This window comes from Acinetobacter sp. WU_MDCI_Abxb74 (genome assembly GCF_025513915.1).
Classification (GTDB): Bacteria; Pseudomonadota; Gammaproteobacteria; order Pseudomonadales; family Moraxellaceae; genus Acinetobacter; species Acinetobacter calcoaceticus_C.
On sequence record NZ_JAHPRP010000004.1, the window covers coordinates 70,392 to 96,151 of the forward strand.

Consider the following 25,760-nt stretch of genomic DNA (forward strand, 5'->3'; position numbering starts at 1 on the left):
TGGACTAGATAAGATGAATAATTTTGCAGTTTCTCGTAATGACTTTAACGACTGGATGGTTCCAGTTTTTGCACCGGCAAATTTCATTCCGGTACGTGGCGAAGGTTCACGTATCTGGGATCAAGAAAATAAAGAATATATTGATTTTGCAGGCGGGATTGCAGTAAACGCATTAGGTCATGCGCATCCAGTGGCAGTAAATGCTTTAACAGAACAAGCAACAAAACTTTGGCATGTGGGCAATGGTTATACCAATGAACCTGTTCTACGCCTTGCAAAACAACTCACTGAAAATACATTTGCAGACAAGGTATTCTTCTGTAACTCAGGTGCAGAAGCCAATGAAGCTGCACTAAAACTTGCACGTAAAGTGGGTCTAGACAGCGGTGTTGCTGGTAAAAGTGGCATCGTGGCATTTAAAAATGCTTTCCACGGTCGTACCTTATTTACCGTTTCAGCAGGTGGTCAGCCTAAATATTCACAAGACTTTGCTCCGCTTCCAAACGGAATTAACCATGTTGCCTTTAATGATTTAGACGCAGCAAAAGCGGTAATTAATGAGCAAACATGTGCAGTTATTGTTGAGCCAATACAAGGTGAAGGCGGCGTTATTCCGGCTGACATTGAATTTTTAAAAGGTTTACGCGAGCTGTGTGATCAGTTTGGTGCCTTACTTATTTTTGATGAAGTACAAACTGGTGTCGGCCGTACAGGTGCACTTTATGCCTATATGAACACTGGGGTTATTCCAGATGTGTTAACAACTGCAAAAGCACTAGGTGGTGGTTTCCCTGTCGGTGCAATGTTAACAACAGATAAATTTGCTCCGCATTTTTCAGTGGGTACACACGGTACGACTTACGGTGGTAACCCATTAGCAAGTGCAGTTGCAGGTGCAGTATTTGAATTTATTAATACGCCTGAAGTGCTTAACGGGGTTAAAGCGCGCCATGATTACTATAAAAAAGCTTTAAATAAATTAAACGAAAAACATGAAATCTTTGAAACAATTCGTGGTCAAGGTTTACTCATTGGCTGCGTCTTAAAATCAGAGTTCGCTGGAAAAGCAAAAGATATTAACAACCTTGCGGGTGAAGAAGGATTACTTAGCCTTATTGCTGGTCCAAATGTTGTACGTTTCACACCATCTCTGATTATTCCATTTGCTGATATTGATGAAGGCTTAAAACGCTTTGAACGTGCGCTTGCTCGCTTCGTAGCATTTCAAAAGGATGAACAAGCGGCATGATGATTATTCGCTACATCGAACCTAAAGATGTTAATGACCTTTACCTCTTGGCTCAAAAAGCAGGTTTTGGCTTGACGTCTTTACAGCCCAATATAGAAAAATTGGCAGCGCGCATCGACCGAGCTTGCAAGACAGTTGCAGGTGAGTTGCCAAAGGCAGATCAGGTTTATTTATTTGTTCTAGAAGATACTGAACTCAACAAAGTAGTAGGGGTCTGTGGTATTGAAGTCGCACTTGGTTTAAAAGAGCCTTGGTACAATTTTCATGTAGGGACCCAAGTTCATGCGTCAGAACCTCTAAGTGTTTATAAAGCTTTACCAACACTATATTTGAGTAATGACCACACCAACTGTAGTGAGCTTTGTACTTTATTTTTAGATCCGGACTATCGCTTAAATAAAAATGGCAAATTTTTATCTAAAGTTCGCTTCTTGTTTCTGTCGGCATTTCGCCAATATTTTGAAGAAACCATTGTGGCAGAAATGCGTGGTTATTCCGATGCAAATGGGCAATCACCATTTTGGAATGCAGTAGGTCATAAGTTTTTTGATATTGAATTTACCAAGGCCGATTATTTAAGTGGAGTGGGGCAGAAGGCTTTTATTGCTGAGCTGATGCCAAGACATCCACTCTATGTTGATATGTTGCCTGACGATGCTAAAGCCGCGATTGGCATTGTTCACCCAAACACTCGACCCGCCTACAATCTCTTACTCGAAGAAGGGCTGCGCTATAAAGGATATGTCGATATTTTTGATGGTGGGGCGACATTGCAAGCCGATATTGAAAATTTACGGGCGATTAAAGAAAGTCAATCTGTAGTGGTCCAAATTGAACAACCTGAAAATATTGCGGTAGCGGATGAACTTTACATTGTAGCCAATGATGACTATGAAAATTATCGCGCCATTCTTGTGTACAGCAAACCTTATCGAGAAAAGCTGCAATTAACTAAAGAACAGGCAGAACAATTGAATGCCGAAAATGGTTGTTTAGTTCGTGTGCTAAGTGTTCAAGCTAAACACGTTTCCAATTCAAAAGCGGTAAACAAACTCAAAGAGACTGATCATTTGCGAATGGCTGTTAATTAAGCAGAAATACTATACATTTCACCAAATTTAAGAAGGAATACTATATTATCGCTAACGCAAGATTGGTACATGGATAAACACAATCTTGCTCGCTGAGCTGGAATTCATTAGCCTGCCGCTATTCTATAAAAGACAGATAATTAAAATATTTAATTCATTCATATATTTTAATTATCTACCGAAATTATATTGATAGAGGTCAGGCTAATATAATAATGAAGGAAAGGGTTTATGATTAATTTTTATTGTTATAAGTAATAGCTTTTAAAAAGGAATTTATAAGGTTTTAAATGATTTAATAATATTATTAACATGATTTAATGGACTAAATTAATAATCATATAATTTATTTATTATTAAAGCATTTACGACGGTTGCTATAAATTGGAGTAAATATTACATGAGTAAGAATAACGGAAAGCAATTCCTGGAAGGAGATCTTCTTGGTAGTCAACACATGACTGGGCAAGAAGAAGAGAAATTGCAACGCTCATTAACCAATCGTCATATTCAGATGATTGCGATTGGCGGTGCAATCGGGACTGGATTATTTATGGGTTCCGGTAAAACATTAAGCATTTCAGGAACTTCAATTGTATTAACCTATTTAATTATTGGTTTCTTCTTTTTCTTCGTAATGCGAGCAATGGGCGAGTTGCTGCTGGCGAATACTAATTTTAAAACATTCGCAGATTTTGCAACGGCTTATTTAGGTCCGTGGGCAGGTTTTTTTCTGGGCTGGTCCTATTGGTGTAACTGGATTATTACTGCTATTGCAGACGTGATTGTGATCGGAGGGTACATGCAGTTTTGGTATCCCGATTTACCCGTCTGGATTCCTGCATTTACTTCATTGGCAATCTTAACCATACTCAATTTTGTGGCCGTTCGGCTATTTGGTGAACTCGAGTTTTGGTTTTCACTCATCAAAATTACAGCCATTATTCTGTTTATTCTTGCGGGTATCTATTTAATTAGTACTGGCTTTACTTCTCCTAATGGTGTTAAGGCATCGGTTAGCCATTTGTTTGAAACACAATCTATGTTTCCTTATGGTGTAACAGGTTTCTTAGCAGGCTTCCAAATTGCCATATTTGCGTTTGTGGGTATTGAGCTTGTGGGTACAACTGCTGCTGAGACCAAAGACCCGCATAAATCACTTCCAAAAGCCATTAACTCTATTCCTTTACGTATTTTATTATTCTATGTGGGTGCATTGGTTTGTATTATTGCGGTCACATCTTGGGCAAAAGTTTCACCAGAAAAAAGCCCATTTGTAGAAATGTTTACTTTGGTTGGATTGCCAATTGCGGCGGGTTTAATCAACTTTGTTGTAGCAACTTCAGCGCTATCTTCGGCCAATAGTGGAATCTTTGCGACCAGCCGTATGTTATATGGCCTAGCATTGGACAACGATGCACCTAAAAGCTTTAGCAAATTATCGAAAAGTAAGGTTCCAATTAGAGGGCTTGTGTTTTCTATGGCTTGTGTGACGGCGGGAACATCTATTTTATTTATTGTTCCAAATGTTATGACTGCGTTTACAATTATTTCAGCACTCACTTCAATTTTATGTATTTTTACATTCATGCTGATTGTGCTTTCTTATATTTCCTATCGTAAAAAATTCCCTGAATTACATATTCAATCTCAATATAAAATGCCGGGTGGATTATTTATGGCATGGTTTACGATGCTGTTTTTAGTTTTCACTATCGTAATTTTAGCTTTAGATCATGACACTTTAATTGCACTTGAGTGTTCACCAATCTGGTTTATTGGTTTGTTTATTGCCTATAAATATAAAAAGAAAAAAATGATGCAGCTTGATATCTTAAAAGCACAAAAGGTTGATTATATTTAAATTGAGTGTGGTAATCTTTATATCGAAGCTAGGGAGACCTAGCTTTTTATTTTTAAAATAATAACTTATAATTTTTTGTTCAAGATAATTTGATTAGGGTTACAAATTCTAATAATAAACTTACTCAGAAAATTTTTATAAGGACTGAAATGCATTTCAGGATTTTAAATATAGGCATAGATATTAAAATGAATTAAATTGATTTTAAAACTAAAGATTACAAAGTAAAAGGAATAGTAAACCCATGATACTTAAGTGTAACGATAGTAATTTGTACGATTTTACTATTGGGAATAGATACATCTGTTTTGGGGTGCAATTTAATGAATATCGAAATGAAACAAAGGTATCTGTTCGCCGTGATTCGGACGGTACCCCTGTTATTGTAGAAATTTCTAAATTTGAAATAATTAATCCTAGTATACCTGAAGGTTGGGAAATTTCATTTTATAAACAGGAAGATACCATAACTACTGCTATTGAACCTAAAGAATTTAGTGGAGTATTTTGGGATGACTATCATAATGGAAATCCTAAAATGGAAAAGTTATTTGAAGATACTTATATAAAGATCTGTAAATTTCATAATTTTCTATTACGTCCCATTGATTAAGTAAAACCTAATAAAAAAGCCTCATAACGAGGCTTTTTTTGAATCCTTATTTAATATTTGGATCGCCTTTTTTCAAGAAAAAGCGGATTGCTAATTTTTGTAGGAATGTTCCATAAGGAGGGTGGAAAAGCTGCGTCGGGAAAAACCGATGTCGTATAAAAACAGTTTTGGCATGAGAAAGTTCACGGAAACCTTCTTCACCATGATATGACCCCATGCCCGAGTTGCCGATACCGCCGAAAGGAGCATCATGGTTAACTACATGCCAGCCCCAATCATTGATGGTCACACCACCCGAATGAGTTTCACGTAAAATCCGGTCGCGTTCTACTGAGCTATGCGTAAAGCAATAAAGCGCTAAAGGTCGTTCGTCCGATTTCACATAGGTAATCGCATCATCTAAAGAATCGTATGCAACCACAGGTAAAATAGGGCCAAAGAGTTCTTCTTTCATAATGCGCATATCTGGTGTGCAATTCAGCACAATCTGTACAGGCATTCTACGACCTTGTTGGTCAAAGCTGTAAGTGTCACAAGGAATAATCCGTGCACCTTTTTCTTGTGCGTCGGTCAAAATATCTTGAATACGTTTTAAATGACGGTCATTCACAATAGATGTGTAATTCTCATTGTTTGTGATGTTTTGACCAAACATTTTTATAAAGCTTGCTTTAGAGGCTTCAACAAATTCATCAATACTTTCTTTAGGAACCAACGCATAGTCAGGCGCTACACAGATTTGCCCACTGTTTGTCGCTTTACCATGTGTAATACGTTTGGCGGCATCGGCAAGCGGGTAGTTTCGGCCCACAATTGCTGGCGATTTACCGCCTAATTCAAGTGTAACTGGCGTTAGATTTTCAGCCGCTGCTCGCATGACCACTTTGCCAATAGCTGGAGAGCCAGTAAAGACAATGTGGTTAAACGGCAAAGAGGTAAATCTTGCTGGATCTGTAATTTCTTCACCAAACACGGCCACTTCATCTTCATTAAAGACTTCGGCGAGCATGCGTCTTAGCATTGCATTGGTGTTCGGTGTAATTTCAGATAGCTTAATCATGACTCGGTTGCCTGCAGCTAACGCGGCAATGAGCGGACCAAGTGCTAAATAAACAGGGAAGTTCCATGGCACAATCACACCAACCACGCCTTTAGGTTGGTATTGCACACTTAAACGATTTGATAAAAATAAAAGCTCGGTACGGCGTTTACTTGGACGCATCCAGCGGCGTAAATGATGAATCGCGTGATCGGCTTCCAACACTGAACCAAGCAGATCAAGTAACTTAGATTCATCAAGTGATCTTGAACTAAAATCAGAATTAATCGCAGCAGCTAAAGCATCTTGATAACGAATAATTTGTTTTTTGAGTTGATGCAGTTTTGTACGGCGTGTTTCAAGGCTTGGGTAAGGGTCCGCCTCAAAATTGGCACGTTGTTTGGAAAAGATAAGTTCCATATGTTCAGTGGCAGAGCCGCTATATTCTTTTAAAGTGGAGCGTTCCATTATTGTTCCTTCCATACTTTTGCTTATCATACTTTATGCTTGAAGCGTCGTATGGTCGATGTTAAATTGAGACAACAAGAGGTAATTTAGTGCCATTATGCACGTCACTCTAGGGATGGTGTAAGTTAAATGCCTAATAATCTTTATAAAAATGAAAATAGTATTATCGAAGGAAATTATGATAATACATCCTTAGGTTCTAATACATATTTGCTGGGATTGAGCAGTTTATTTGATGAAATGGGTTCACAAGGTCATTCAATGCCAGATGTTCTATCTGGTACAAATATTTCACCAGACACCATGAATCAATCCTCTTTATATATTTCTCAACTTCAAAAAATTCAGTTATTTCAAAATATTCAACGTTTATCTCACGATCCCTTAATTGGACTACGTGCAGGACAAAAGCAGCGGCTGTCAGATTTCGGGGTATATAGTTATGCACTCTATTCTTCGCGCAATTTTAGACAAGCAGTAGAGCTTGGAATTCGGCATATTAAGCTTGCAGGCCCTATTTTAAAGAAGTCTTTTTATATTCGAGATGACGCTGCTGTTTTTGAAGGGCAGGACATTATTGCACTGGGCAAGCTTCTGCCTTTGGTGTGCGAATTTTGGTTTAGCTCAATGCAAACCTTAATTGAACGTGTGCTTGAAGGGCCATTTCAAGCAAAGAAGCTTTTATTGCCTTATCCAGCACCTGATTACGCAGAAGAGTACGAAAAAGTTTTTCATTGTCCCGTTCAGTTTAATGCAGGAGTGATGCAATGGCACTTTGATTTAAAGTGGCTAGATGTGCCTTGTCCAAATGCCAACCCGATTACCGCAGATATGTGTAAGTCTTTTTGTGAGCGGATGTTAGGCACTACTGCACCTGAAGAGCCTGAGTTGGTGAAAACAATTCGTTTAATACTATTGGATGGAACGGGGCTTTTTCCATCAGCTCAAGAAATGGCTGAGCGGTTGCATATTTCAAAACGTACTTTACATCGGCGCTTGGCAGGTTTTAGTTTGACTTATCAAGAGTTGTTAGATGAAACTCGGCGCCGTCTTGCGGATGAATATTTGCGAGAGACGACTTTATCTATAGATGAAATTGCTGAGAGAATTGGCTTTTCAGATACCTCTAATTTTAGAAAAGCCTATCGGCACTGGACAGGCATTTCACCGAATGAGTATCGAATACAGCAAATGAATTAAATGAGCTAAGTCCGTTACTTAAATCGAGTTAATAATTTTTTCTGTAAAAATGGATTACAGAGCAAAATGGCAAATAAAATAATAAATATGCCGATCATACTAAACAGATCCGGTAATTCATGCCAAAAAATAAATCCCCAAATTCCTGCAAAAACAATTGCGATGTAGTTCATTGGGCCAATTTGTCCTGCTGGCGCTAAGCTGTACGCATAAGACATAAAAAGCTGACTAATGTTTGCTAAAAGTCCAGCGGCAACCAGTAATGCCAGTTCGTGCCAAGTGAAAATGCGCCAATGCCAGAACATTGGAATTGATGAAATTAAGCTACCAAAAATACAGAAATAAAAAACAATACGCTCAGGTGGTTCTGTACTGGTTAAAGCCCTGACAGTTACAAAGGCCATGGCTGATAAAAAACATGCGCCTAAACCAATAAAGGACAATGCATTGAGTAGGCCTTGATCGGGTTTAGCAACAAATAAAACTCCAGCGAGTCCAATCACAGCAGCAAAAATCATCGATTTTGTGATTTTTTCTTTTAAGAAAAGCCATGCAATGAGTGGAATAAAGATTGGGGATGAGTAGCTAAAAACCATCGCATTCGATAGTTTTAAGTTCGCAATGGCATAGAAAAAACCATACATTGCAGCGAGCCCCACGACACTTCGCCAAGTGTGCATCCAAAGCTTATCGGTCTTAACAAAGTCCAGTCCTTGCCTAAAGAGCATCGGAATAAAAATAAATAAACCCACTGCATTTCTAAAAAACACGACTGTGGCATTGTCTACCGTTTGTGAAGCAAAACGAATGCATACTCCCATAATGGAAAATAATAATGCCGATGTCATGAGACAAAGCAATGCTTTTCCAAGTTGAGTTGAGGGGAGTGTTGGAGCAGTCTTGTTTTGCATATAGAAATAAGGTTCTTAATTTTCAGTGTTATTTTAGCAGCGATGGTAAGTTTTGGTGAAATGTGTCGTAATTAATAACTAAAATGTGAAAAAGATGAGGGGTATCCTCATCTTTTAAAGCTTGTTAGGTCACAGGTGCGGGGTTAAATACAGCGAGTGAGTTATGAATACCCCAACGGTCCGACCACGTTTGTTGTTCGCCACTAGCCACTTGTAAAATCAGTTCAAAAAGCTCCCAGCCCACTTCCTCAATGGTTTTTTTACCAATAGCGATATCGCCTGCACTGATATCAATCAGGTCGTACCAACGGTTTGCAATATTATTTCGGCTTGCCATTTTAATCACGGGCACGGCAGCTAAACCATAAGGTGTACCACGGCCTGTGGTAAAGACTTGGACCGTAATTCCCGATGCCATTTGCTGGGTACCACAGATAAAGTCACTTGAAGGCGTCGCCGCAAAAATTAATCCTTTTTTAGTCGGTCTTTGCCCAGGTGAGAGAACTTCTACAATTGGCGAACGACCAGATTTAGCAATCGATCCCATCGCTTTTTCTACAATGTTGTTGAGTCCACCTTTTTTATTGCCCGGTGTGGTGTTGGCACTTCGGTCTACTTGACCTGCTGCTAAATAGTCGTCGTACCATTTCATTTCCCGAATTAAGTCTTTGGCAACTTGTTCATTTGCTGCACGTGGGGTGAGTAGGTGAATACCATCACGTACTTCTGTAACTTCGGAAAACATGACTGTGCCACCACATTGCACAATCAGGTCGGCTGCAAAACCAACGGCAGGGTTTGAAGTTACTCCAGAAAATGCATCACTCCCACCACATTGCATTCCTACAACTAAGTTAGATGCTGGAACTTCTTCACGTGTACGCTGGTTTAATTTTTCCAGATGTTGTTCTGCTACGGCTAAAATATGGTTCACCATACTTTCAAATCCGTTATGGCGTTCATCTTGCAACTGAATAATGTCTTCATTTGCTAGGGGAATATATTTGTTTTCTTTTGGAATATTTAAGAGTCGTTCTGGTTGCATTTTTTCGCAGCCCAGACTTACAACCATAATCTCTCCACCAAAATTAGGGTTGAGTGCAAGGTTATGGATGGTACGAATAGGCACAATTGCAGCAGGTGCATCAATGGCCACACCACATCCATATAAATGATTTAAACCGACGACACCATCTACGTTTGGATATTTAGGTAATAGATCTTTTTCAATAATTTTGACGACATAATCGACAATACCTTCTACGCAGTTAACACTTGTGGTAATGCCTAAAATATTCTTTGTGCCTACGCTGCCATCTTTATTTTTATAGCCTTTAAATGTATATCCGCTAAGAGCAGGAAGCTTCGGATCTGGGCGAGTTGCGAGTTCTAAATCATCGAGTTCAGGTGCTTGGGGCATTTCGGTCACATTTTCATTTACCCATGAGCCTGCGGGTAAGTCTTTGTTGGCATAGCCAATCGTTTCGCCATAACGAATAATTGCTTCGCCCTGTTTTAATTCTTCTAATAAAACTTTATGCCCTTGTGGTACATGATCAACCAAGGTCAATTGATATTCTTCAATATGTGTCGATTGTGGCAACCCGCCATCATTCACCACAATGGCGACATTATCAAGAGGACTAATTTTTATCAGGATAGGCTTGGGCATGATCATTCCTTGTATACATTTGAAGAGGGCTATAACGCTTAATTTTTTCAAGCGTTATAGCACTAAAGTTTTAAGATGTTGGTTTTAACTCGAAGCGTTGGATCTTGCCGACAATAACGGTGTAGCAAATGACAGCTGCAATTGCATGCACGCCTACATAAGTCAATGCAAGGTTAAAAGAACCAGTACTGGCCAAGACATATCCGATCACAATTGGGGTGACGATTCCTGCCGTATTACCAAATGCATTCATCATTCCACCAGATAGTCCGACCATTTCTTTTGGTGCAACGTCAGACATAACCGCCCAACCTAAAGAACCTACGCCTTTACCAAAGAAAGATAACGACATAAAGAACACGATGGCTGCTTGTGAATCAACGTAATTACACATAATGATCGAGGTTGAAACCAAGAATCCGACCACGATAGGAAGTTTTCTTGAAAAGCTTAAGCTGTAATTCATGCGAATTAATTTATCCGAAATTAACCCACCTAAAATCCCACCTACAAAGCCGCAGAGTGCAGGTGCCACTGCTGCAAAACCAGCTTCTAAAATGCTGAGATGTCTTTCTTTTACAAGATAAACAGGAAACCAAGTCAAGAAAAAATAAGTGAGCGTATTTACACAATATTGTCCAATAAAAATACCGAGCATCATGCGTGAAGAAAGTAATTGCTTGACCTTACTCCATGTGATTTTTTCTCTTTTAGTATTTTGGCTGTTTTCACCCATGTCGAGTAATGCACCTTCTGAAGCAATATATTTCACTTCTTCTGGGTTAACCGTTGGATGGGTAGTCGGGCTATAAATAACTTTTAGCCAGATAAAGGAAAGTAGAATTCCTAAACCACCCATGACCCAGAAAATAGATTGCCAATGTACGGTTGCAACAAGCCAACCCATGAGGGGGGCGAAAAGTACAGTGGAAAAATAAGAAGATGAGTTAAAAATGGCAGCAGCCGTTCCACGTTCTTTGGTAGGAAACCATGCAGCAGCAATTTTACTATTACCCGGGAAAGCTGGTGATTCAGATAATCCAACTAAAAATCTTAAAATAAATAGAGATGTAATGATGGTTGCTGTATCACCCAAAATATTGGTAAAGCCAATTAAGACTGTGAATAAAGACCACAAAAACAAGCTCCAGAAATATACACGGCGAGCACCGAACTTATCGAGTAACCAACCACCTGGAATTTGACCAATAACATAGGCCCATGCAAAGGCCGAGAAGATATATCCCATGGTAACCGAGTCGATGCCCAGTTCATGAGACATTGGTGTTGCAGCCATTGAAAGGGTTGCACGATCACCGTAATTAAAGGCCGTTACCAAAAAAATCATCGCTAAAATGTAATAGCGAGTTTTCGTATGTTTGGCTCTTTGCTGAGTCACTACAGCGATATTTGTTTGCAAATTATCCATATACAAACTCTTTTAATAATCGACCTATTTGCATATCCGTGAAATAGGTGACGTCATGTCAAATTCATCGATAGAATAGATGAGAAAACGGAATTTTGTATCTACTCTATAGTCCTAGTTCTAAAACCGCGTCTTTAGATGTATGACATCATATGATTAAAAATATTATTTTGGCAAGTAGCCCCGAAAAATAATTTTTATGCGAGTTTATATTGACAAGTCATATGATGTCTTATAAGTTTTATTTGTGAAAAATATATCAGTATGCCAAGGAGTATTTTAATGGCGACCTCTACACCTATCGTTAAATCAATTCGAGCAATTCCTGTTGCTGGACATGACAGCATGCTGCTCAATTTGAGTGGTGCTCATGGACCTTATTTCACTCGTAACATACTTATTATCGAAGATAACTCTGGAAATATTGGTGTTGGAGAAATTCCGGGTGGAGAAAAAATTCTAGCCACGTTAAATGATGCAAAAGCGTTGGTGGAAGGGCAACCTATTGGGGAATATAAGAATTTACTCAAAAAAATCCAGCAGACTTTTGCTGATCGCGATAGTGGTGGACGAGGGAACCAAACCTTTGATTTACGTACCACAATTCATGTAGTGACTGCCTATGAGTCAGCATTACTTGATCTGCTCGGTAAGCATTTAAATGTGAATGTTGCAAGTTTACTGGGTGAAGGGCAGCAACGTAGTGAAGTTGAGGTTTTAGGGTATTTATTCTTTATTGGCGACCAAAAACAGACTTCTTTGGACTATGCGACAACACCTCAGCATAGCCATGACTGGTACAAAGTTCGTCACGAAAAAGCATTAACACCCGATGCTGTACAGCGTTTAGCTGAAGCATCTTATGACCGATATGGCTTTAAAGACTTTAAGCTCAAAGGTGGGGTGTTGAGCGGCGAACAAGAAGCTGAAGCCGTCACTGCAATTGCACGCCGTTTTCCAGATGCCCGTGTGACGCTTGATCCAAATGGGGCATGGTTTTTAGATGAAGCTATTGCTTTAGGTAAACATCTTAAAGGTGTATTAGCTTATGCAGAAGATCCGTGTGGCGCAGAACAAGGTTATTCAAGCCGTGAAATTATGGCTGAATTTAAACGCGCTACAGGTTTGCCCACCGCTACCAATATGATTGCTACAGACTGGCGAGAAATGTCGCATAGCATTCAGTTGCAAGCGGTTGATATTCCTTTGGCTGATCCACATTTTTGGACTTTGGAAGGTTCGGTTCGAGTTTCTCAACTCTGTAATATGTACAACTTAACGTGGGGCTCTCATTCAAATAATCACTTTGATATTTCACTCGCCATGTTTACACACGTTGCAGCAGCAGCGGTAGGCAAAGTCACCGCAATTGATACACATTGGATTTGGCAAGAAGGTACAGATCAGCTGACTAAAGCATCCCTTGAAATTAAAGACGGTAAAATTCAAGTACCTACTGTACCAGGGCTTGGTGTTGAACTTGATTGGGACCGAATTAACCAAGCGCATGAACTCTATAAATTAAAAGGTTTAGGTGCGCGTAATGATGCTGATGCCATGCAATTTTTAATTCCAAACTGGTCCTTTAATAATAAAAAGCCGTGTCTGGTTCGTTAGATTTAAATAAAACTTGTTTTTATTTTATGGCTGCTCTTATGGGCAGCTTTTTTATGCGTGTGCATAAATTTTAGATAATTTTTAACTTTTAAATATAAAACAAAGCTTTAGGTCTAATTTAATTTAGTTTTTATAGAAAAGTTTTATCTCTTTAAAAATTTTCAGTTTTCATCGAGAAAATATATTGATTAAAATAAAATTTATGATGTAAGATGTCTGACAACATAAACATGTATGGATATTTTCTAATGGATGCTCTTGAGTTAAAAAACATTGTTTCTGATGGTCTTCTTTCTTTTCCGGTGACTGACTTTGACCAAAATGGGGACTTCAATAAATCTTCTTATGCAAAACGTCTTGAGTGGTTAGCGCCTTATGGTGCAAGTGCTTTATTTGCTGCGGGTGGTACAGGCGAGTTTTTCTCGTTAACTGGAAATGAATACTCTGACGTGATTAAGACCGCTGTAGACACTTGTAAAGGCAGCGTACCGATTATTGCTGGGGCAGGTGGTCCGACACGTCAGGCGATTGAACAGGCAAAAGAAGCAGAGCGCTTAGGTGCACACGGTATTTTATTAATGCCGCATTACCTCACTGAAGCAAGCCAAGAAGGATTAATCGAACACGTTAAGCAAGTATGTAACTCAGTAGACTTTGGCGTAATTTTTTATAACCGTAGCGTTTCAAAATTAAATCTCGATTCAATTCAAAAATTAACTGAGATGTGCCCGAACTTAATTGGTTTTAAAGATAGTTCTGGTCAAATCGACATGATGACTGCAGTAACGCAAACCATTGGTGATCGTTTGTCATATTTAGGTGGTTTGCCAACAGCAGAAGTTTTTGCAGCGCCTTATAAAGCTTTGGGTTGTCCAGTTTATTCATCAGCTGTATTTAACTTCATTCCAAAAACTGCCATGGAATTTTATAACGCACTTCGTAGTGATGACTTTGAAACAACAAATCGTTTGATCAAAGATTTCTTCTTGCCGCTTATTAAAATTCGTGATCGTAAATCAGGATATGCGGTAAGCATGATTAAAGCAGGTGCCAAAATTGTTGGGCATGATGCAGGTCCTGTACGTCCACCATTGAGTGATTTAACTCAAGCAGACTATGACGATTTAGCTGCCCTAATCGCAACATTAGGTCCGCAATAATTTTATGTGTTCAGGCATTGGAGACGAAACATGAGTACAAATAATGGTCAGCAGTTTATTAATGGTCAACGTATTGCTGCAAATGCACCGAGCATAGAAAGTATTAATGCAAAAGACTATCAACCAACAGGTTATGTATTTAGTCAGGCAACGCTTGAAGAAGTGGATCAAGCTGCTCAAGCTGCGCATCATGCTTTTTTAGTTTATAGCCAAACATCTCAAGAGCAACGTGCTTCTTTTCTTGAAGAAATTGCTCGTCAAATTGAAGTATTAGGCACGAACTTACAAGAAGTTGCATCTTTAGAAACTGGCTTGCCACTTGCTCGACTCCAAGGTGAAACAGGTCGTGTTACTGGTCAATTAAGATTGTTTGCTGAACTTTTACGACGTGGTGATTTTTATGGTGCCCGCATAGATGTTGCGTTGCCAGAACGTAAACCTTTACCGCGTGTTGACCTTCGCCAGTACAAAGTTGGAGTCGGTCCGGTTGCTGTCTTTGGCGCAAGTAATTTCCCGCTTGCATTTTCAACCGCGGGTGGCGATACCGTAGCGGCTTTAGCAGCAGGTTGCCCAGTTGTGTTTAAAGCACACTCTGGCCATATGGCGACTGCCGAGCTTGTGGCAGAAGCGATTGAAAAAGCAATTGAAGTTTGCAGCATGCCTAAGGGTACATTCAACATGATTTTTGGATCTCGTGTTGGTGCAAACTTGGTGGAGCATCCATTGATTCAAGCAGCTGGTTTTACAGGTTCACTTGAAGGTGGAATGGCACTTTATAACCTTGCTCAGAGTCGCCCTCAGCCAATTCCATTTTTTGCTGAAATGTCGAGTGTTAATCCGGTTGTTGTGTTGCCACAGGCACTTGCATCACGTGGTGAACAAATCGCTCAAGAAACGGTTGCCTCATTTAATATGGGATGTGGCCAGTTCTGTACAAAACCAGGTTTAATTTTGGGTGTGAAAGGTCCTGAGTTTGATCGTTTTGTTGCAGCTTTAAGTGAAATGACTCAAAAAGCTGTGCCTCAAGTCATGTTGAATGAAGGTACTTTAAAAAGCTACCGTCAAGGGGTTGATGCATTAACTGGCGAATCTGGTTTTGAAGTGATTGCAACAGGGCAGGAACCTGAGCTTATTTCTCAAGCAAAAGCACACCTATTTAAAGCAGATCAATCGGTTTTATTATCGGGCAATCCAAAACTACAACATGAAGTGTTTGGACCGATGTCGATTGTGATTGCTGTAGAAGATGAGGCAACCTTATTAAAAGGAATTGACGCTTTAGGTGGACAGCTCACGGCAACCATTATTGGTGATGAAGCTGAATTATCTCAGGCTGGTACACTGCTTCATTTACTCACAGGCAAAGCCGGTCGTGTTCTGTTTAATGGCTTCCCGACAGGAGTTGAAGTGTCTGATGCCATGGTGCATGGTGGTCCGTTCCCTGCAACGAGTGATGCCCGTGGAACTTCGGTAGGCACAGGTGCAATTGAGCGTTTCTTGCGTCCTGTGTGTTTCCAAAATACACCACAAGTGTTATTACCCGATGCATTAAAAGACAGTAATCCATTGCAAATTACTCGTTTGGTCAATGGACAGCTGAGTCAGGCTACAATTTAATAAGACTGTGCAGCTCAATCAAAGGTATTGAGTTGCATATTATTTAAGCCATTTAGTTTGATGTAACTGTCTAAATAAGCACAAGTTACTCACTTTTTAAAATATATGCGTGAGATTAATGAACCATATAAAACAATTTAATTTTAAGAACTTAGGACGGTGAAAAGCGAATATGACTATCGTGTAAGATTATAGTAAAATGAATTTCCTAATTTTTTCAACATCTCATGAGTTCTTCAGATTATGTCTAGTGCAATTAAACCTAGATCAACAAAAAAACTAAGCCAGATTATTGTAGAACAACTGATCGAGAAAATTCAGTCTGGAGATTTTCAGGTTGGAGAGAAAATTCCAACAGAATTAGAATTAATTGAAACCTTTGAAGTTAGCCGCTCTGTCATTCGTGAAGCAATTACTGAATTGCGTTCTCTGGGCTTTGTTGAAACTCGTCACGGGATTGGTACTTTTGTAAAAGAGCAAACCATTGAGCAGAATTTTTTACTATCTAATGCCAGTCTAGAAACCATTAACGATATTGTCTCTTTACTGGAGCTTAGGATTAGCCTTGAGTCTGAAGCAGTCTTTTTAGCATCAGAGCGTCGTAAACAAATCCACATCGATAAAATGAAAGCTGCGCTTGAAGACTTTGAACGTCATATTTCATCAGATGCAAATGATGGTACGGTAAAAGCGGATTATGATTTTCATATTGCCATTGCCGAAGCTTCTGAAAACCAATATTTCGTTGATTTTTTAAAGTACCTTGGCGAAAAGATTATTCCGCGTGCACGACTTAAATCTATTGAGCAAAGTCCAGAAAACCGTGAAGAATATTTAAAAGCGGTTCATCATGATCATGTCAATATTTATAACGCGATTGTTGATCAAGATGGTTTATTGGCTCGACAAATGATGCGTGCTCATCTGTCTAAAAGTATTAAAAAGTTTAAGCAGTAAAGCTTGAGCTAAGATTAGGCAGAGTAAGATAAAAAGAGAGCTTATAGAAGCTCTCTTTTAATTTGATAGGGTTGTTATTTACAGCTAAAGTTTTCAGCTTTTTCGCTATCACCTTGACCATTGTAACGGGCAATCAGTGGGTAAGGGCAAAGTGGGCGGGTACGGTCTGGCGCCCAGTTTTGCGGAAGTTCAGTATTCACTTGACCACTTGGGTTACCTGCGCCGCGTGCAGTTGCAATGATTTTGTCAGGTGCTTGCCCATATTCGACCCAGTTAACTAAAGCAGTCAATGCATCAAACTGGTCGGTCGCAATACCATCACGGGTATGGTTCATGCCCGGAACTCTAAAGAAACGTGCAAATTCAGGCGCTGTACCTTTTGCATCATTTTTATAGTGTTGGAGTAGTTGATCATACCAATTTTGGGTGTCATCGACAGAGAAAACACCGTCAGCTGTGCCTTGTACCACAATCATTTTTCCACCGTGGTTGCGCAGTTTATCCAGATTAAGTTCATCGGGCGGCATCATAAAAGACATGGAGCTTTCGGTGTACAGCTCGTTGGTTGCCGATAGTTTTAGATAATCAGTATCAAAATTATAATTAAAGGCAAATTGTCTAGAGTTTTGAACTACAGTTGGATCTGGCGGAACCTGAAAAAGAATGCCGACTGCAACAGGGTCACGCGCTGTTCCAACCGAAGATTCAAATTTCCAGCTTGCCCAGTTACTGCCGACTAAACCTGGGTCGAAAGGCTGGGTTGCATACAGAGCTTGTCCAGCAGAGTTTACAGGGCCACGGTAAATGTTGGCTAGCACATCAATTTGTTCGGTACTTAGGCAGGTGCCATCTCTTGTACTTGAGCAAACAGGTACATGTTGGTGAATATTAAAAGCAGTACGGCAAGCCTCAACATCTTGAACGAGTCCATCTGCAACACCATCTAAGGCATCGCATCGATCTAAAATCGCTTTTGCTAATACTTTACGTTCTGGAAGGGTAAGGGCGGTACTTAAGTCATTTTCATCTGTTGCGACACGACGAAGCTGTTGTGCTGTATAAAGTTGTGCTGCGGCTGCTCGAGGCAAATGGAAACCCGGTGTGCTTGCTAAAATTCCATCATATTGGTCGCCCAAACGGGTTGCTGCAATCATGGCGTGGCGACCACCATTAGATGTACCACCGGCATAGGAGCGATCAGGCAATTTACCATAGGCCGTTTTGATCAGGTTTTTTGCCATAGGCGTGAGTTTGGTAATAGCACCATATCCATAGTCAACTCTGGCTTGAGGGTCTAAACCAAACATGGGGTTTTGTGAAGCGTTATGTCCAGCATCGGAAGAAATGACAGCAAAACCGTCATGTAGGGCATTGGTGAGCGGACCACCACTGCCAAGCTGTCCTGTTGCAGGCACTAGGTTACCATCGGTTCCACCATTGCCTTGATAGAGAAAACGGCCATTCCAGTTAACGGGTAAGCGCATTTCAAAACCAATTTGATAGGTTTGTCCATCAACAGGGCTTACACGTTGGTCCATATAGCCTTTAACTAAACAATGTGCACCAATCGGTTTGTTGGCTACAGTCAATATACCCGCCTCTTGAAGCGTGGATGAGCTAATTACAGTACTGTTATATTGAAATCCGGTCAGATCTGAACAGCTTCCATTTAATTTTGCACCAACCGCAGGAGTAAGTTGTGGAGGTGTTTGAGGTAATGAGGTTGTACTGTCATTGTCATTACCACAACCAGTCAATACTGCCGCAATCGCAAGCAATACGGTGGATTGTGTCCAAAGACGCTTTTTGTTTTCATTCATTTATAAATATCCTTATTTTATGAAGGTTGATGGATTTAATCTAAAACCAGAAAATTAGCTGTACTTCGTGCAATCATTTTGTTGTTTTGCCAAGCTTCGCTTTCAAGGTTCAGTACGGTTTTTCCTTGTTTAATAAAGCGGCATTTTGTAATGACTTCGCCCACAGCACAGGGCCTTAAAAAGTCCATGGTTAAATTAATGGTGGTAGCTGGTTTACGGTCATTTGCCAGAAACGCAAAAAGTCCCATCACATCGTCAAGCATCGCGCAAATCATGCCGCCTTCAACCGTACCGCGTGGGTTGGTAAAGCTTTCTAGCGCCGTGTAGTGGATGGTGAGTTCAGTGTTTTTTTCATTCCAATGAATATTGTGACCGCCTAAATGGTGATGAATTGGCGGTAAGTGTTCTAAAGTTTTTTGATCCATAATGAAGGGTCCATCCTTTTGTAAGTGTTATAAAAATTATTATTTCAGAGTATAGGCATCATAAATAACCGCTTTGCCCAAACGCATTGCACTACCTACAACAACGGTCTGATTGAGCCACGAATATTTTGGTGAACTGGTTTCAAACTGCATGGTAATTTTGAAATAGTAATTTTTCGGGTCAACATCTTTGCCTTGGGCGAGTTGTTTTAGCGTTTCTGCCGAACCATGTCGGTAACCTTTGGTTTGAAGATAAATGAGTGCACCGTCATCGGTTTCTAACAAATATCGCGTATCAATAATTGCCAGTCCTTTACTGTCGACAATTTGCCAATCTGCGCCATTATTTAAAATGCGGCCTTTAAGCGATTTTCCTTCAAATGTTCCACCTGTAATGGGAATAATTCGACGTTTACCTGCGTCACTGGTGGTGCCTAATTCCCAAACAGGCGCATTCAGATCCACACTAAATTTTGCTAAAGGCTCAAGCTGAATAGGTGGCGGGCTATATTGCGTCTCGGCGTGAGTTAGGGCAATGAAACTAAATCCGTAGAGTAGCGTTACAACTTTCTTCATGATGAATGTCCCGAAATAAAAAGAGGTTCTATGCACAGCAGAACCTCTTGTTTTGAATTATTTAAATTTCCATGTGTAATCGATGTTGATACGGGTTTCGTTTACAGGTTTGATGTTGGCAGTGGAGAGCATGTTGTTGTCATAGATTGCATAGCGCGCGCGGAGCCCTAAATTTTTTAACCAGCCACTTTGAACGGTATAGCCTAAATCAAAGTCTGTTTCGCGTTCTTTTAGATTGGTTCCACCTAAGTTGGGTGCATAAATATTCTGACCTGTGGTGTAACGGGTCATGAAACGTAAACCCGGAACATAATCTTTAAAGTCATATTCATAGCGGAAGCTGTAGGCTTTCTCTTTTGGATTTAAAAACTCACCCGGCCATGTATCAATGAGAAGTCCGGTTTCACCTCCAGTCAAATACGGAAAGGCGGTGTCGCCATGATGTTGGAAGGTTCCAAAAATAAACTTATGGTTTTGATGTTTGAGTTCGAAATGCGCATGATAAAGATCATTATCGACTAAACCTGCTTTTGCTTGACCGTCATCGCGGCTGCGGTAGTAGCGTAATTGCGAACTAAGATTAGTAGTGTCATTAATTTTATGTTGATGTAAGGCACCAACCATGGTTTGGTTATAAAGATCATCAACATCCATATAGAACGCTGTGAGCTTGATTGCTGGATCAAGCTGATAGTTTCCACCTAAATAATAGAGCCCGTCAGTTTCGGCACCTTTAAATCGCCCATTTACGCCTGAAATTTTAATTTTTTCATAGTTGGTCGAATCACGATGATTCACTTTATCAAGATAGGCTGCCTGTATGTCAAAATCTTTAATATCTTTACTGGTCAGTGAAATTCCTCGATAAGTTTGAGGTAACAAGCGAGCAGGTGAAGCCACTAAAACTGGGTTCATCGGCATTAGCGTACCTATGCGCAGTTCGGTCTGGCTCATTTTAGCTTTTGCTGTGACCCCAATTTCCCCATAAGAGTCGGCAGGTTCATTGGTACGCGTGTCTCTGGGTAAGTTTCCTGTACCTCCGTGCTCGGCATCGGCATCAAGTTTAAAACCCGCAGTTGCAAGTACATCCAGCCCAAAACCGACAGTCCCTTCGGTATAACCTGAATTGGCTTTGAGAATAAACCCTTGTGTCCAGTCCTTGGCGGCAGGGTAAGCGGATTGCTCTTGGTAGTCGCGGTCAAAATAGAAATTTCGCGTGGTGAGTTCTACTGAACTGTTGTCAATAAAACTGCCCGCGCAGACTGAACCAGAGAGCATGAGGGTAGAGTACATCCATAATTTCGACATAGCATTTCTTCCTGAAATATCATTTCTTGTTTTCAACAAGGCATAGTTGTTGTGTCTGCCTTATTTGGTTTTTAAATCGAATTATTTTCCGAGCAGTTCTCGGGCGACGATTTCTTTCATAATTTCATTGGTTCCCCCATAAATTTTTTGTACCCGTGCATCCACAAAAAAGCGTGAAATCGGGTATTCCTGCATGTAACCGTAGCCACCAAAAAGCTGAAGTAATTGATCAATTACTTCACATTGAACATCGGTGATAAAGCATTTCAGTGCGGCAACTTGAGTGACGCTTAATTGGTGTTGTTGATACAGCGCTGCACATTGATCTACAAAAGCTTGGGCGGCTTTCGCTTTGATTTGTGCATCTGCGAGCACAAACCGCGTGTTTTGCATTTGGCTTAAGGGTTGCCCGAAAGCTTTACGCTCCATCACATAGTCTTTGGTCAGTTCGATGGCTCCTAAAATTGACCCCAAAGCCATCATTGAAATGCTCAAGCGTTCGCGAGGTAACTCTTGCATTAAATAGGCAAAGCCTTGTCCTTCTTCACCTAAACGCTGAGTTGCAGGCACACAAACATCATCAAAAAATAGTTCAGCTGTATCTTGGGCGTGTAGCCCAATTTTTTGTAAGGAACGTCCTTTTTTAACGCCGTCTAAAGCAGCATCAACTAAAAAAATCGAAATACCTTTTGCTTTAGCTGGAGGATCAGTTTTCGCTACCAAAACGATCAGGTCGGCATGTAATCCATTTGAGATAAATGTTTTTGAACCATTCACACGATAGTGGTCATTTTCTAAAATGGCTTGAGTGCGTATGGCCTGTAAGTCTGAACCAGCATTCGCTTCGGTCATCGCAATTGCGGTGACCACTTCACCTGTCACCATTTTGGGTAACCAATAACGTTTTTGCTCTTCAGTTCCAATATTTTGCAAGTAAGGGGAAACAAGCTCATTTTGTCCCCCAATGGCAACAGCTAAAGATGCAAAGCCAGCTTGAGCAGTTTCTTGAACCAGCATGAGAGAGTAATGAACAGGAGCGCCATAGCCGCCATATTCTTCGGGCACATCTACGCACAAAAAGCCATTTTCTCCAAGACGAAGCCATAGCTCACGTGGGATGAGGCCATCGTGTTCCCACTGTTCATAATACGGAGCAACCTGTTCTTTTAAGAACCTGCGGTAACTGTCCCGAAATAGTTCAAATTCTGTATCGTGTGGCATGTTGAACCTTTTTTAGGCAAAAGTGAGGCTAAGGCCCAAACCGAAGTTTGAGCTTCCTTTTTTAATTCAATTGCTTATTGCTTTAAGGTGGGTACCCGAATAATCAGCGGATTTTCGGCCTGCTTTTGATAAAGTTCATCAATTAAGGCAGCACGACGCTTAGTAATATTGCTTTGATTGAGGTTGCCTTTATCGGTCACTTCGCCTGCATCGAGTTGAGGTGGTTCGGTCATTAAATAAAGCATGGAAACTGTATTTGAACTGCCAGTCGCATCTTTATTAAAAGTCGTTAAAAATTGGCGGAACCATTGCTGAACTTTAGGGTGCTGTAATATCTCTACTGACGAATGCTCACCAAGTTTAAGACCTGCATATTGAGCACAAGCATCCATTTTTGGAAAAATCAGAAAGCCTACGGCATTCAGGTTTGAACCTGTAATACAGACATCTTGAACCAGTAAATTACCTTGAATGAGCACTTTGTTGCGAATCGTGCCGACATTGACGAAAGTACCCGTATTGAGTTTAAAGTCTTCGGCAATGCGTCCGTCGTACATCAGGCCTTTAGTCGGATCATTGATATCGACCAAACGAACAGCATCACCTGTGTGGAAAAAGCCTTCATCGTCAAAAACAGTGCTTTGCTGGTCTGCTTTTAAACGCCAATAACCTTTCATGACATGTTTGCCACGAACACAAAACTCAAGTTTGTCACCACATGGAACCAGTTTGATTTCACACCCCGGTGCAGGGTAACCAATAAAGCCAGCCATCACGCGTGGGCCAGTGGTAAAAGCGCAAGATGGTGCAGTTTCAGTCATGCCTAATCCACTCATAATGCGAATTTTTTCTCCGCAATGTTGCTGAGCAATTTTATCGAGTCTGTTCCAGCCAGCTTCTGAAAGTGCTGCGCCTGCAAAGAATAAAATTTTTACTTTGGCAAAAAAGCGGTCTCTTAGCTCTTCATCTTGTTCTAAAGCTTCGGTGAGTTCTTCCCAACCTTTTGGTACATTTAAATAAACTGTTGGAGAAATTTCTTTGAGATTACGAATGGTTTCGTCAAATTTTCCTGCAACGGGTTTGCCATCATCAATGTAAATCGTACCGCCGTTATAGAGCGCGATGCCGACATTGTGACTGCCTCCAAACGTGTGGTGCCAAGACAGCCAGTCGAGTAGGACAGGTGGTGTTTCTTCAAACTCAGGGAAAGTCTGCAATAGCATTTGCTGATTAACACACAACATTAAATGCGTGGTCGGCACAGCTTTAGGTAGTTTGGTTGAACCTGATGTAAACAAGAATTTGGCAATTTGGTTTTCATCAAGGGTTTGATAAAACTCTTGAACATTTGAAACAGGCGTATCTAACAGCGACTGAAAAGATGTGCAGATCTGATTGCCCACAAGACCTTTGTTGGTCACCACTTCAATGTCTGAGGTAATACAGGCCTGAATCCCTTTGGCAAATGCTTGACCGTCGCTAGCATAGACCATGCCTGGGGTGAGCACTTCAAACACATGTTTGAGTTTGCCAAAATCTTGAGAAATAAGAGAATAGGCTGGTGAAATTGCTGAAAAAGGTACACCTGCCAGCATTGCACCCATAGAGAGTGTTAAATGTTCAAGATCATTACCACTTAAAATGACGAGTGGTCTTTCTTGGCTTAAGTTACGTTCATGTAAAGCCTGAGCAATATGCCATGCGCGTTGTAAAACTTCTGAATAACTCAGTTTGACCCACTCACCTTGAGCATTGCGTTTGGCTGCAAAAATATGGTCTGGTTTGGTCTGTGCAAAATGAATTAACCGATCTGTCAGTTTTTGTGGATACGGTTTTAATTGCTCTTTTGGGCTGATATAGAGCGTGTCATCTTTATGGTGATAATGAATATCATGTTGCCCTAATTTTACGAACCGTTCACGGTCTTGTGATTGAGTGGCATTCATTTGCATTTCTTTCACTCCATGGAAAGCGCATCACTGCGCTTTATCTTTTTGCATCATGCAATTTTTATTTAATATGTCGTTATCTATATTAGCCGACTAAATCGGGTAATGACGCGATTGAGTTTGAATGGTGATCCAACGCAGTTCGGTAAATTCACCAATAGAGGCTTTACTACCAAATCGTCCGTAACCACTCGATTTTGTTCCACCAAATGGCATTTGAGCTTCGTCATGCACGGTTGCACCGTTAATGTGACAAATACCCGAATCAATCTGTTTAGCCACTTCCAATGCCTGCGAAATATTCTGGCTAAACACTGCCGAAGAAAGACCGAACTCGCTGTCATTTGCCAGTGCTACGCCTTCTTCAACGGTTGCAAAACGTTGAACCGTGCAGACAGGCCCAAACGATTCTTCGCGGTAAAGCAGCATGTCAGGTTTAATATTGAGCACCAGTGTTGGTTGCATGGTGGTGTCTTCAATATGAATGCCTAAAGGTAAGTCGGCACCTTTGTTTTGGGCATCTTCAAGCAAATGCTGAATGCGATTTGCAGCGCGGCGACTTTCTAAAACGCCGAGAGCATTGTCTTTTGAAGTCGGATTACCCGCCTGAATGGAACGTGTTTTCTCAATCAGTTTTTCAATAAACTGGTCGGCAATTTTGTCTTGAACCAAAACACGTTCGGTCGACATACAGATTTGCCCCTGATTAAAGAACGCTCCAAAAGCGACTGCATTTACGGCTTCATTAATGTCTGCTTCATTTAAAACCACAACAGGGGCTTTACCACCCAATTCGAGTAAAACAGGTTTTAAATATTGAGCAGCAGTTTCAGCAATAATTTTTCCGACTTTGGTTGAACCCGTAAAATTAATACGTTTTACAGCTGGATGAGACACTAAACGTTCAACAATTTGTGGTGCATCTTCGGCGGCATGGGTAATCACATTCACCACACCTTCGCCAAGACCCGCTTCGTGTAACACTTCACCAATTAGACGATGCGTTGCAGGGCAGGCTTCAGATGCTTTTAATACCACCGTGTTGCCACAAGCCAATGGCATGGCAAGCGCACGTGTTGCCAAAATGACAGGCGCGTTCCAAGGTGCTATCCCAACAATAACACCGCAAGGAACACGTACACCCATCGCAACATTACCGGGTACATCTGATGGAATTAAGCTTCCGTCAATTTGTGTGGTCATTGCCGCTGCTTCACGTAACATGTTGGCAGCAAGGTGAACGTTAAACCCATACCATGTGGCAGTTGAACCTGTCTCTTGCATTCCAGTTTCAATGAATTGCTCAGTCTTTTGGTCCATTAAATCGGCTGCTTTTAACAAACGTAAACGGCGTTCGGTAGGCGAGAGCTTCGACCATACTTTAAAAGCTTGTTGCGCCGATTCGATTGCACGATCAACATCTTCCAAGGTTGCAGCAGCAGCTTTGCTCGCCACTGATCCATCAATGGGGCTAATTCGCTCAAAAGTTGCCTGATTTGATGCATCAACAGATTGACCGTGAATAAGTAACTGTACATTTTGCATGGGTTGTGTCCTTACATTGCCATTAAAGA

At 40.7% G+C, this 25,760-nt stretch carries 20 protein-coding genes; 9 read left to right on the forward strand and 11 right to left on the reverse strand.

Annotated features, from left to right (window positions below; all coding sequences use genetic code 11):
* Window positions 1-13: 13 nt before the first annotated feature.
* The 4 genes from KTH84_RS09235 to KTH84_RS09250 all read left to right on the forward strand — a co-directional run bounded on the left by KTH84_RS09235 (window position 14) and on the right by KTH84_RS09250 (window position 4,817).
* Entirely contained in the window at window positions 14-1,249 is a 1,236-nt protein-coding gene (locus KTH84_RS09235; RefSeq protein WP_262472931.1) for an aspartate aminotransferase family protein, read from the forward strand.
* A complete protein-coding gene (astA, locus tag KTH84_RS09240; RefSeq protein WP_262472932.1) occupies window positions 1,246-2,340 on the forward strand; it encodes an arginine N-succinyltransferase in 1,095 nt (364 codons plus the stop codon). Before KTH84_RS09235 ends, astA begins: the two co-directional genes overlap by 4 nt.
* Window positions 2,341-2,740: 400 nt before the next feature.
* A complete protein-coding gene (locus KTH84_RS09245; RefSeq protein ID WP_262472933.1) occupies window positions 2,741-4,204 on the forward strand; it encodes an amino acid permease in 1,464 nt (487 codons plus the stop codon).
* A 244-nt stretch (window positions 4,205-4,448) separates the two neighbouring features.
* Window positions 4,449-4,817, forward strand: a complete 369-nt coding sequence (locus tag KTH84_RS09250) for a hypothetical protein (protein WP_262472934.1) — start codon at window positions 4,449-4,451, stop codon at window positions 4,815-4,817.
* A 46-nt stretch (window positions 4,818-4,863) separates the two neighbouring features.
* Here the strand turns inward: KTH84_RS09250 and KTH84_RS09255 are convergent, their stop codons facing one another.
* Window positions 4,864-6,324 carry a coniferyl aldehyde dehydrogenase gene (locus KTH84_RS09255; RefSeq protein ID WP_133974621.1) on the reverse strand — a complete coding sequence of 487 codons (1,461 nt, stop codon included), beginning with the start codon at window positions 6,322-6,324 and terminating at the stop codon, window positions 4,864-4,866.
* Window positions 6,325-6,453: 129 nt separating this feature from the next.
* Between KTH84_RS09255 and KTH84_RS09260 the strand changes: the two genes are divergently transcribed.
* Window positions 6,454-7,524, forward strand: a complete 1,071-nt coding sequence (locus KTH84_RS09260) for an AraC family transcriptional regulator (RefSeq protein WP_133974620.1) — start codon at window positions 6,454-6,456, stop codon at window positions 7,522-7,524.
* Window positions 7,525-7,538: 14 nt separating this feature from the next.
* Here the strand turns inward: KTH84_RS09260 and KTH84_RS09265 are convergent, their stop codons facing one another.
* From KTH84_RS09265 to KTH84_RS09275, 3 genes are all read right to left on the reverse strand, one after another.
* A complete protein-coding gene (locus KTH84_RS09265) occupies window positions 7,539-8,435 on the reverse strand; it encodes a DMT family transporter (RefSeq protein ID WP_262472935.1) in 897 nt (298 codons plus the stop codon).
* A 124-nt stretch (window positions 8,436-8,559) separates the two neighbouring features.
* The gene (garD, locus tag KTH84_RS09270; RefSeq protein ID WP_133974616.1) at window positions 8,560-10,107 is read right to left on the reverse strand and encodes a galactarate dehydratase; all 1,548 of its coding nucleotides are present in this window, start codon (window positions 10,105-10,107) and stop codon (window positions 8,560-8,562) included.
* Between the two features lie 70 nt (window positions 10,108-10,177).
* The gene (locus KTH84_RS09275) at window positions 10,178-11,536 is read right to left on the reverse strand and encodes an MFS transporter (RefSeq protein WP_133974614.1); all 1,359 of its coding nucleotides are present in this window, start codon (window positions 11,534-11,536) and stop codon (window positions 10,178-10,180) included.
* A gap of 282 nt (window positions 11,537-11,818) precedes the next feature.
* Between KTH84_RS09275 and gudD the strand changes: the two genes are divergently transcribed.
* The 4 genes from gudD to KTH84_RS09295 all read left to right on the forward strand — a co-directional run bounded on the left by gudD (window position 11,819) and on the right by KTH84_RS09295 (window position 16,887).
* Window positions 11,819-13,153 (forward strand): glucarate dehydratase, encoded by a 1,335-nt coding sequence (gene gudD, locus KTH84_RS09280; RefSeq protein WP_262472936.1) that lies wholly within the window; start codon window positions 11,819-11,821, stop codon window positions 13,151-13,153.
* A 248-nt stretch (window positions 13,154-13,401) separates the two neighbouring features.
* Complete coding sequence (kdgD, locus tag KTH84_RS09285) at window positions 13,402-14,313, forward strand: 5-dehydro-4-deoxyglucarate dehydratase (protein WP_262472937.1); 912 nt, start codon at window positions 13,402-13,404, stop codon at window positions 14,311-14,313.
* Between the two features lie 30 nt (window positions 14,314-14,343).
* On the forward strand, window positions 14,344-15,930 hold the full coding sequence (locus KTH84_RS09290; protein WP_262472938.1) for an aldehyde dehydrogenase (NADP(+)): 1,587 nt from the start codon (window positions 14,344-14,346) through the stop codon (window positions 15,928-15,930).
* Between the two features lie 243 nt (window positions 15,931-16,173).
* Window positions 16,174-16,887, forward strand: a complete 714-nt coding sequence (locus KTH84_RS09295) for a FadR/GntR family transcriptional regulator (RefSeq protein ID WP_009387748.1) — start codon at window positions 16,174-16,176, stop codon at window positions 16,885-16,887.
* Window positions 16,888-16,961: 74 nt separating this feature from the next.
* Here the strand turns inward: KTH84_RS09295 and KTH84_RS09300 are convergent, their stop codons facing one another.
* The 7 genes from KTH84_RS09300 to KTH84_RS09330 form a co-directional block, all read right to left on the reverse strand.
* Window positions 16,962-18,707 carry a tannase/feruloyl esterase family alpha/beta hydrolase gene (locus KTH84_RS09300; protein WP_262472939.1) on the reverse strand — a complete coding sequence of 582 codons (1,746 nt, stop codon included), beginning with the start codon at window positions 18,705-18,707 and terminating at the stop codon, window positions 16,962-16,964.
* Between the two features lie 35 nt (window positions 18,708-18,742).
* Window positions 18,743-19,132 (reverse strand): PaaI family thioesterase, encoded by a 390-nt coding sequence (locus tag KTH84_RS09305; protein WP_174730377.1) that lies wholly within the window; start codon window positions 19,130-19,132, stop codon window positions 18,743-18,745.
* Window positions 19,133-19,171: 39 nt separating this feature from the next.
* Window positions 19,172-19,708, reverse strand: a complete 537-nt coding sequence (locus KTH84_RS09310; protein ID WP_262472940.1) for a DUF3237 domain-containing protein — start codon at window positions 19,706-19,708, stop codon at window positions 19,172-19,174.
* A 57-nt stretch (window positions 19,709-19,765) separates the two neighbouring features.
* Window positions 19,766-21,016, reverse strand: coding sequence for an OprD family porin (locus KTH84_RS09315; RefSeq protein WP_262472941.1), 1,251 nt, complete (start codon window positions 21,014-21,016; stop codon window positions 19,766-19,768).
* A gap of 81 nt (window positions 21,017-21,097) precedes the next feature.
* Entirely contained in the window at window positions 21,098-22,237 is a 1,140-nt protein-coding gene (locus tag KTH84_RS09320; RefSeq protein ID WP_262472942.1) for an acyl-CoA dehydrogenase family protein, read from the reverse strand.
* Between the two features lie 74 nt (window positions 22,238-22,311).
* A complete protein-coding gene (locus KTH84_RS09325; protein ID WP_262472943.1) occupies window positions 22,312-24,198 on the reverse strand; it encodes a feruloyl-CoA synthase in 1,887 nt (628 codons plus the stop codon).
* Window positions 24,199-24,279: 81 nt separating this feature from the next.
* On the reverse strand, window positions 24,280-25,731 hold the full coding sequence (locus KTH84_RS09330) for an aldehyde dehydrogenase (protein WP_262472944.1): 1,452 nt from the start codon (window positions 25,729-25,731) through the stop codon (window positions 24,280-24,282).
* Between the last annotated feature and the right edge of the window lie 29 nt (window positions 25,732-25,760).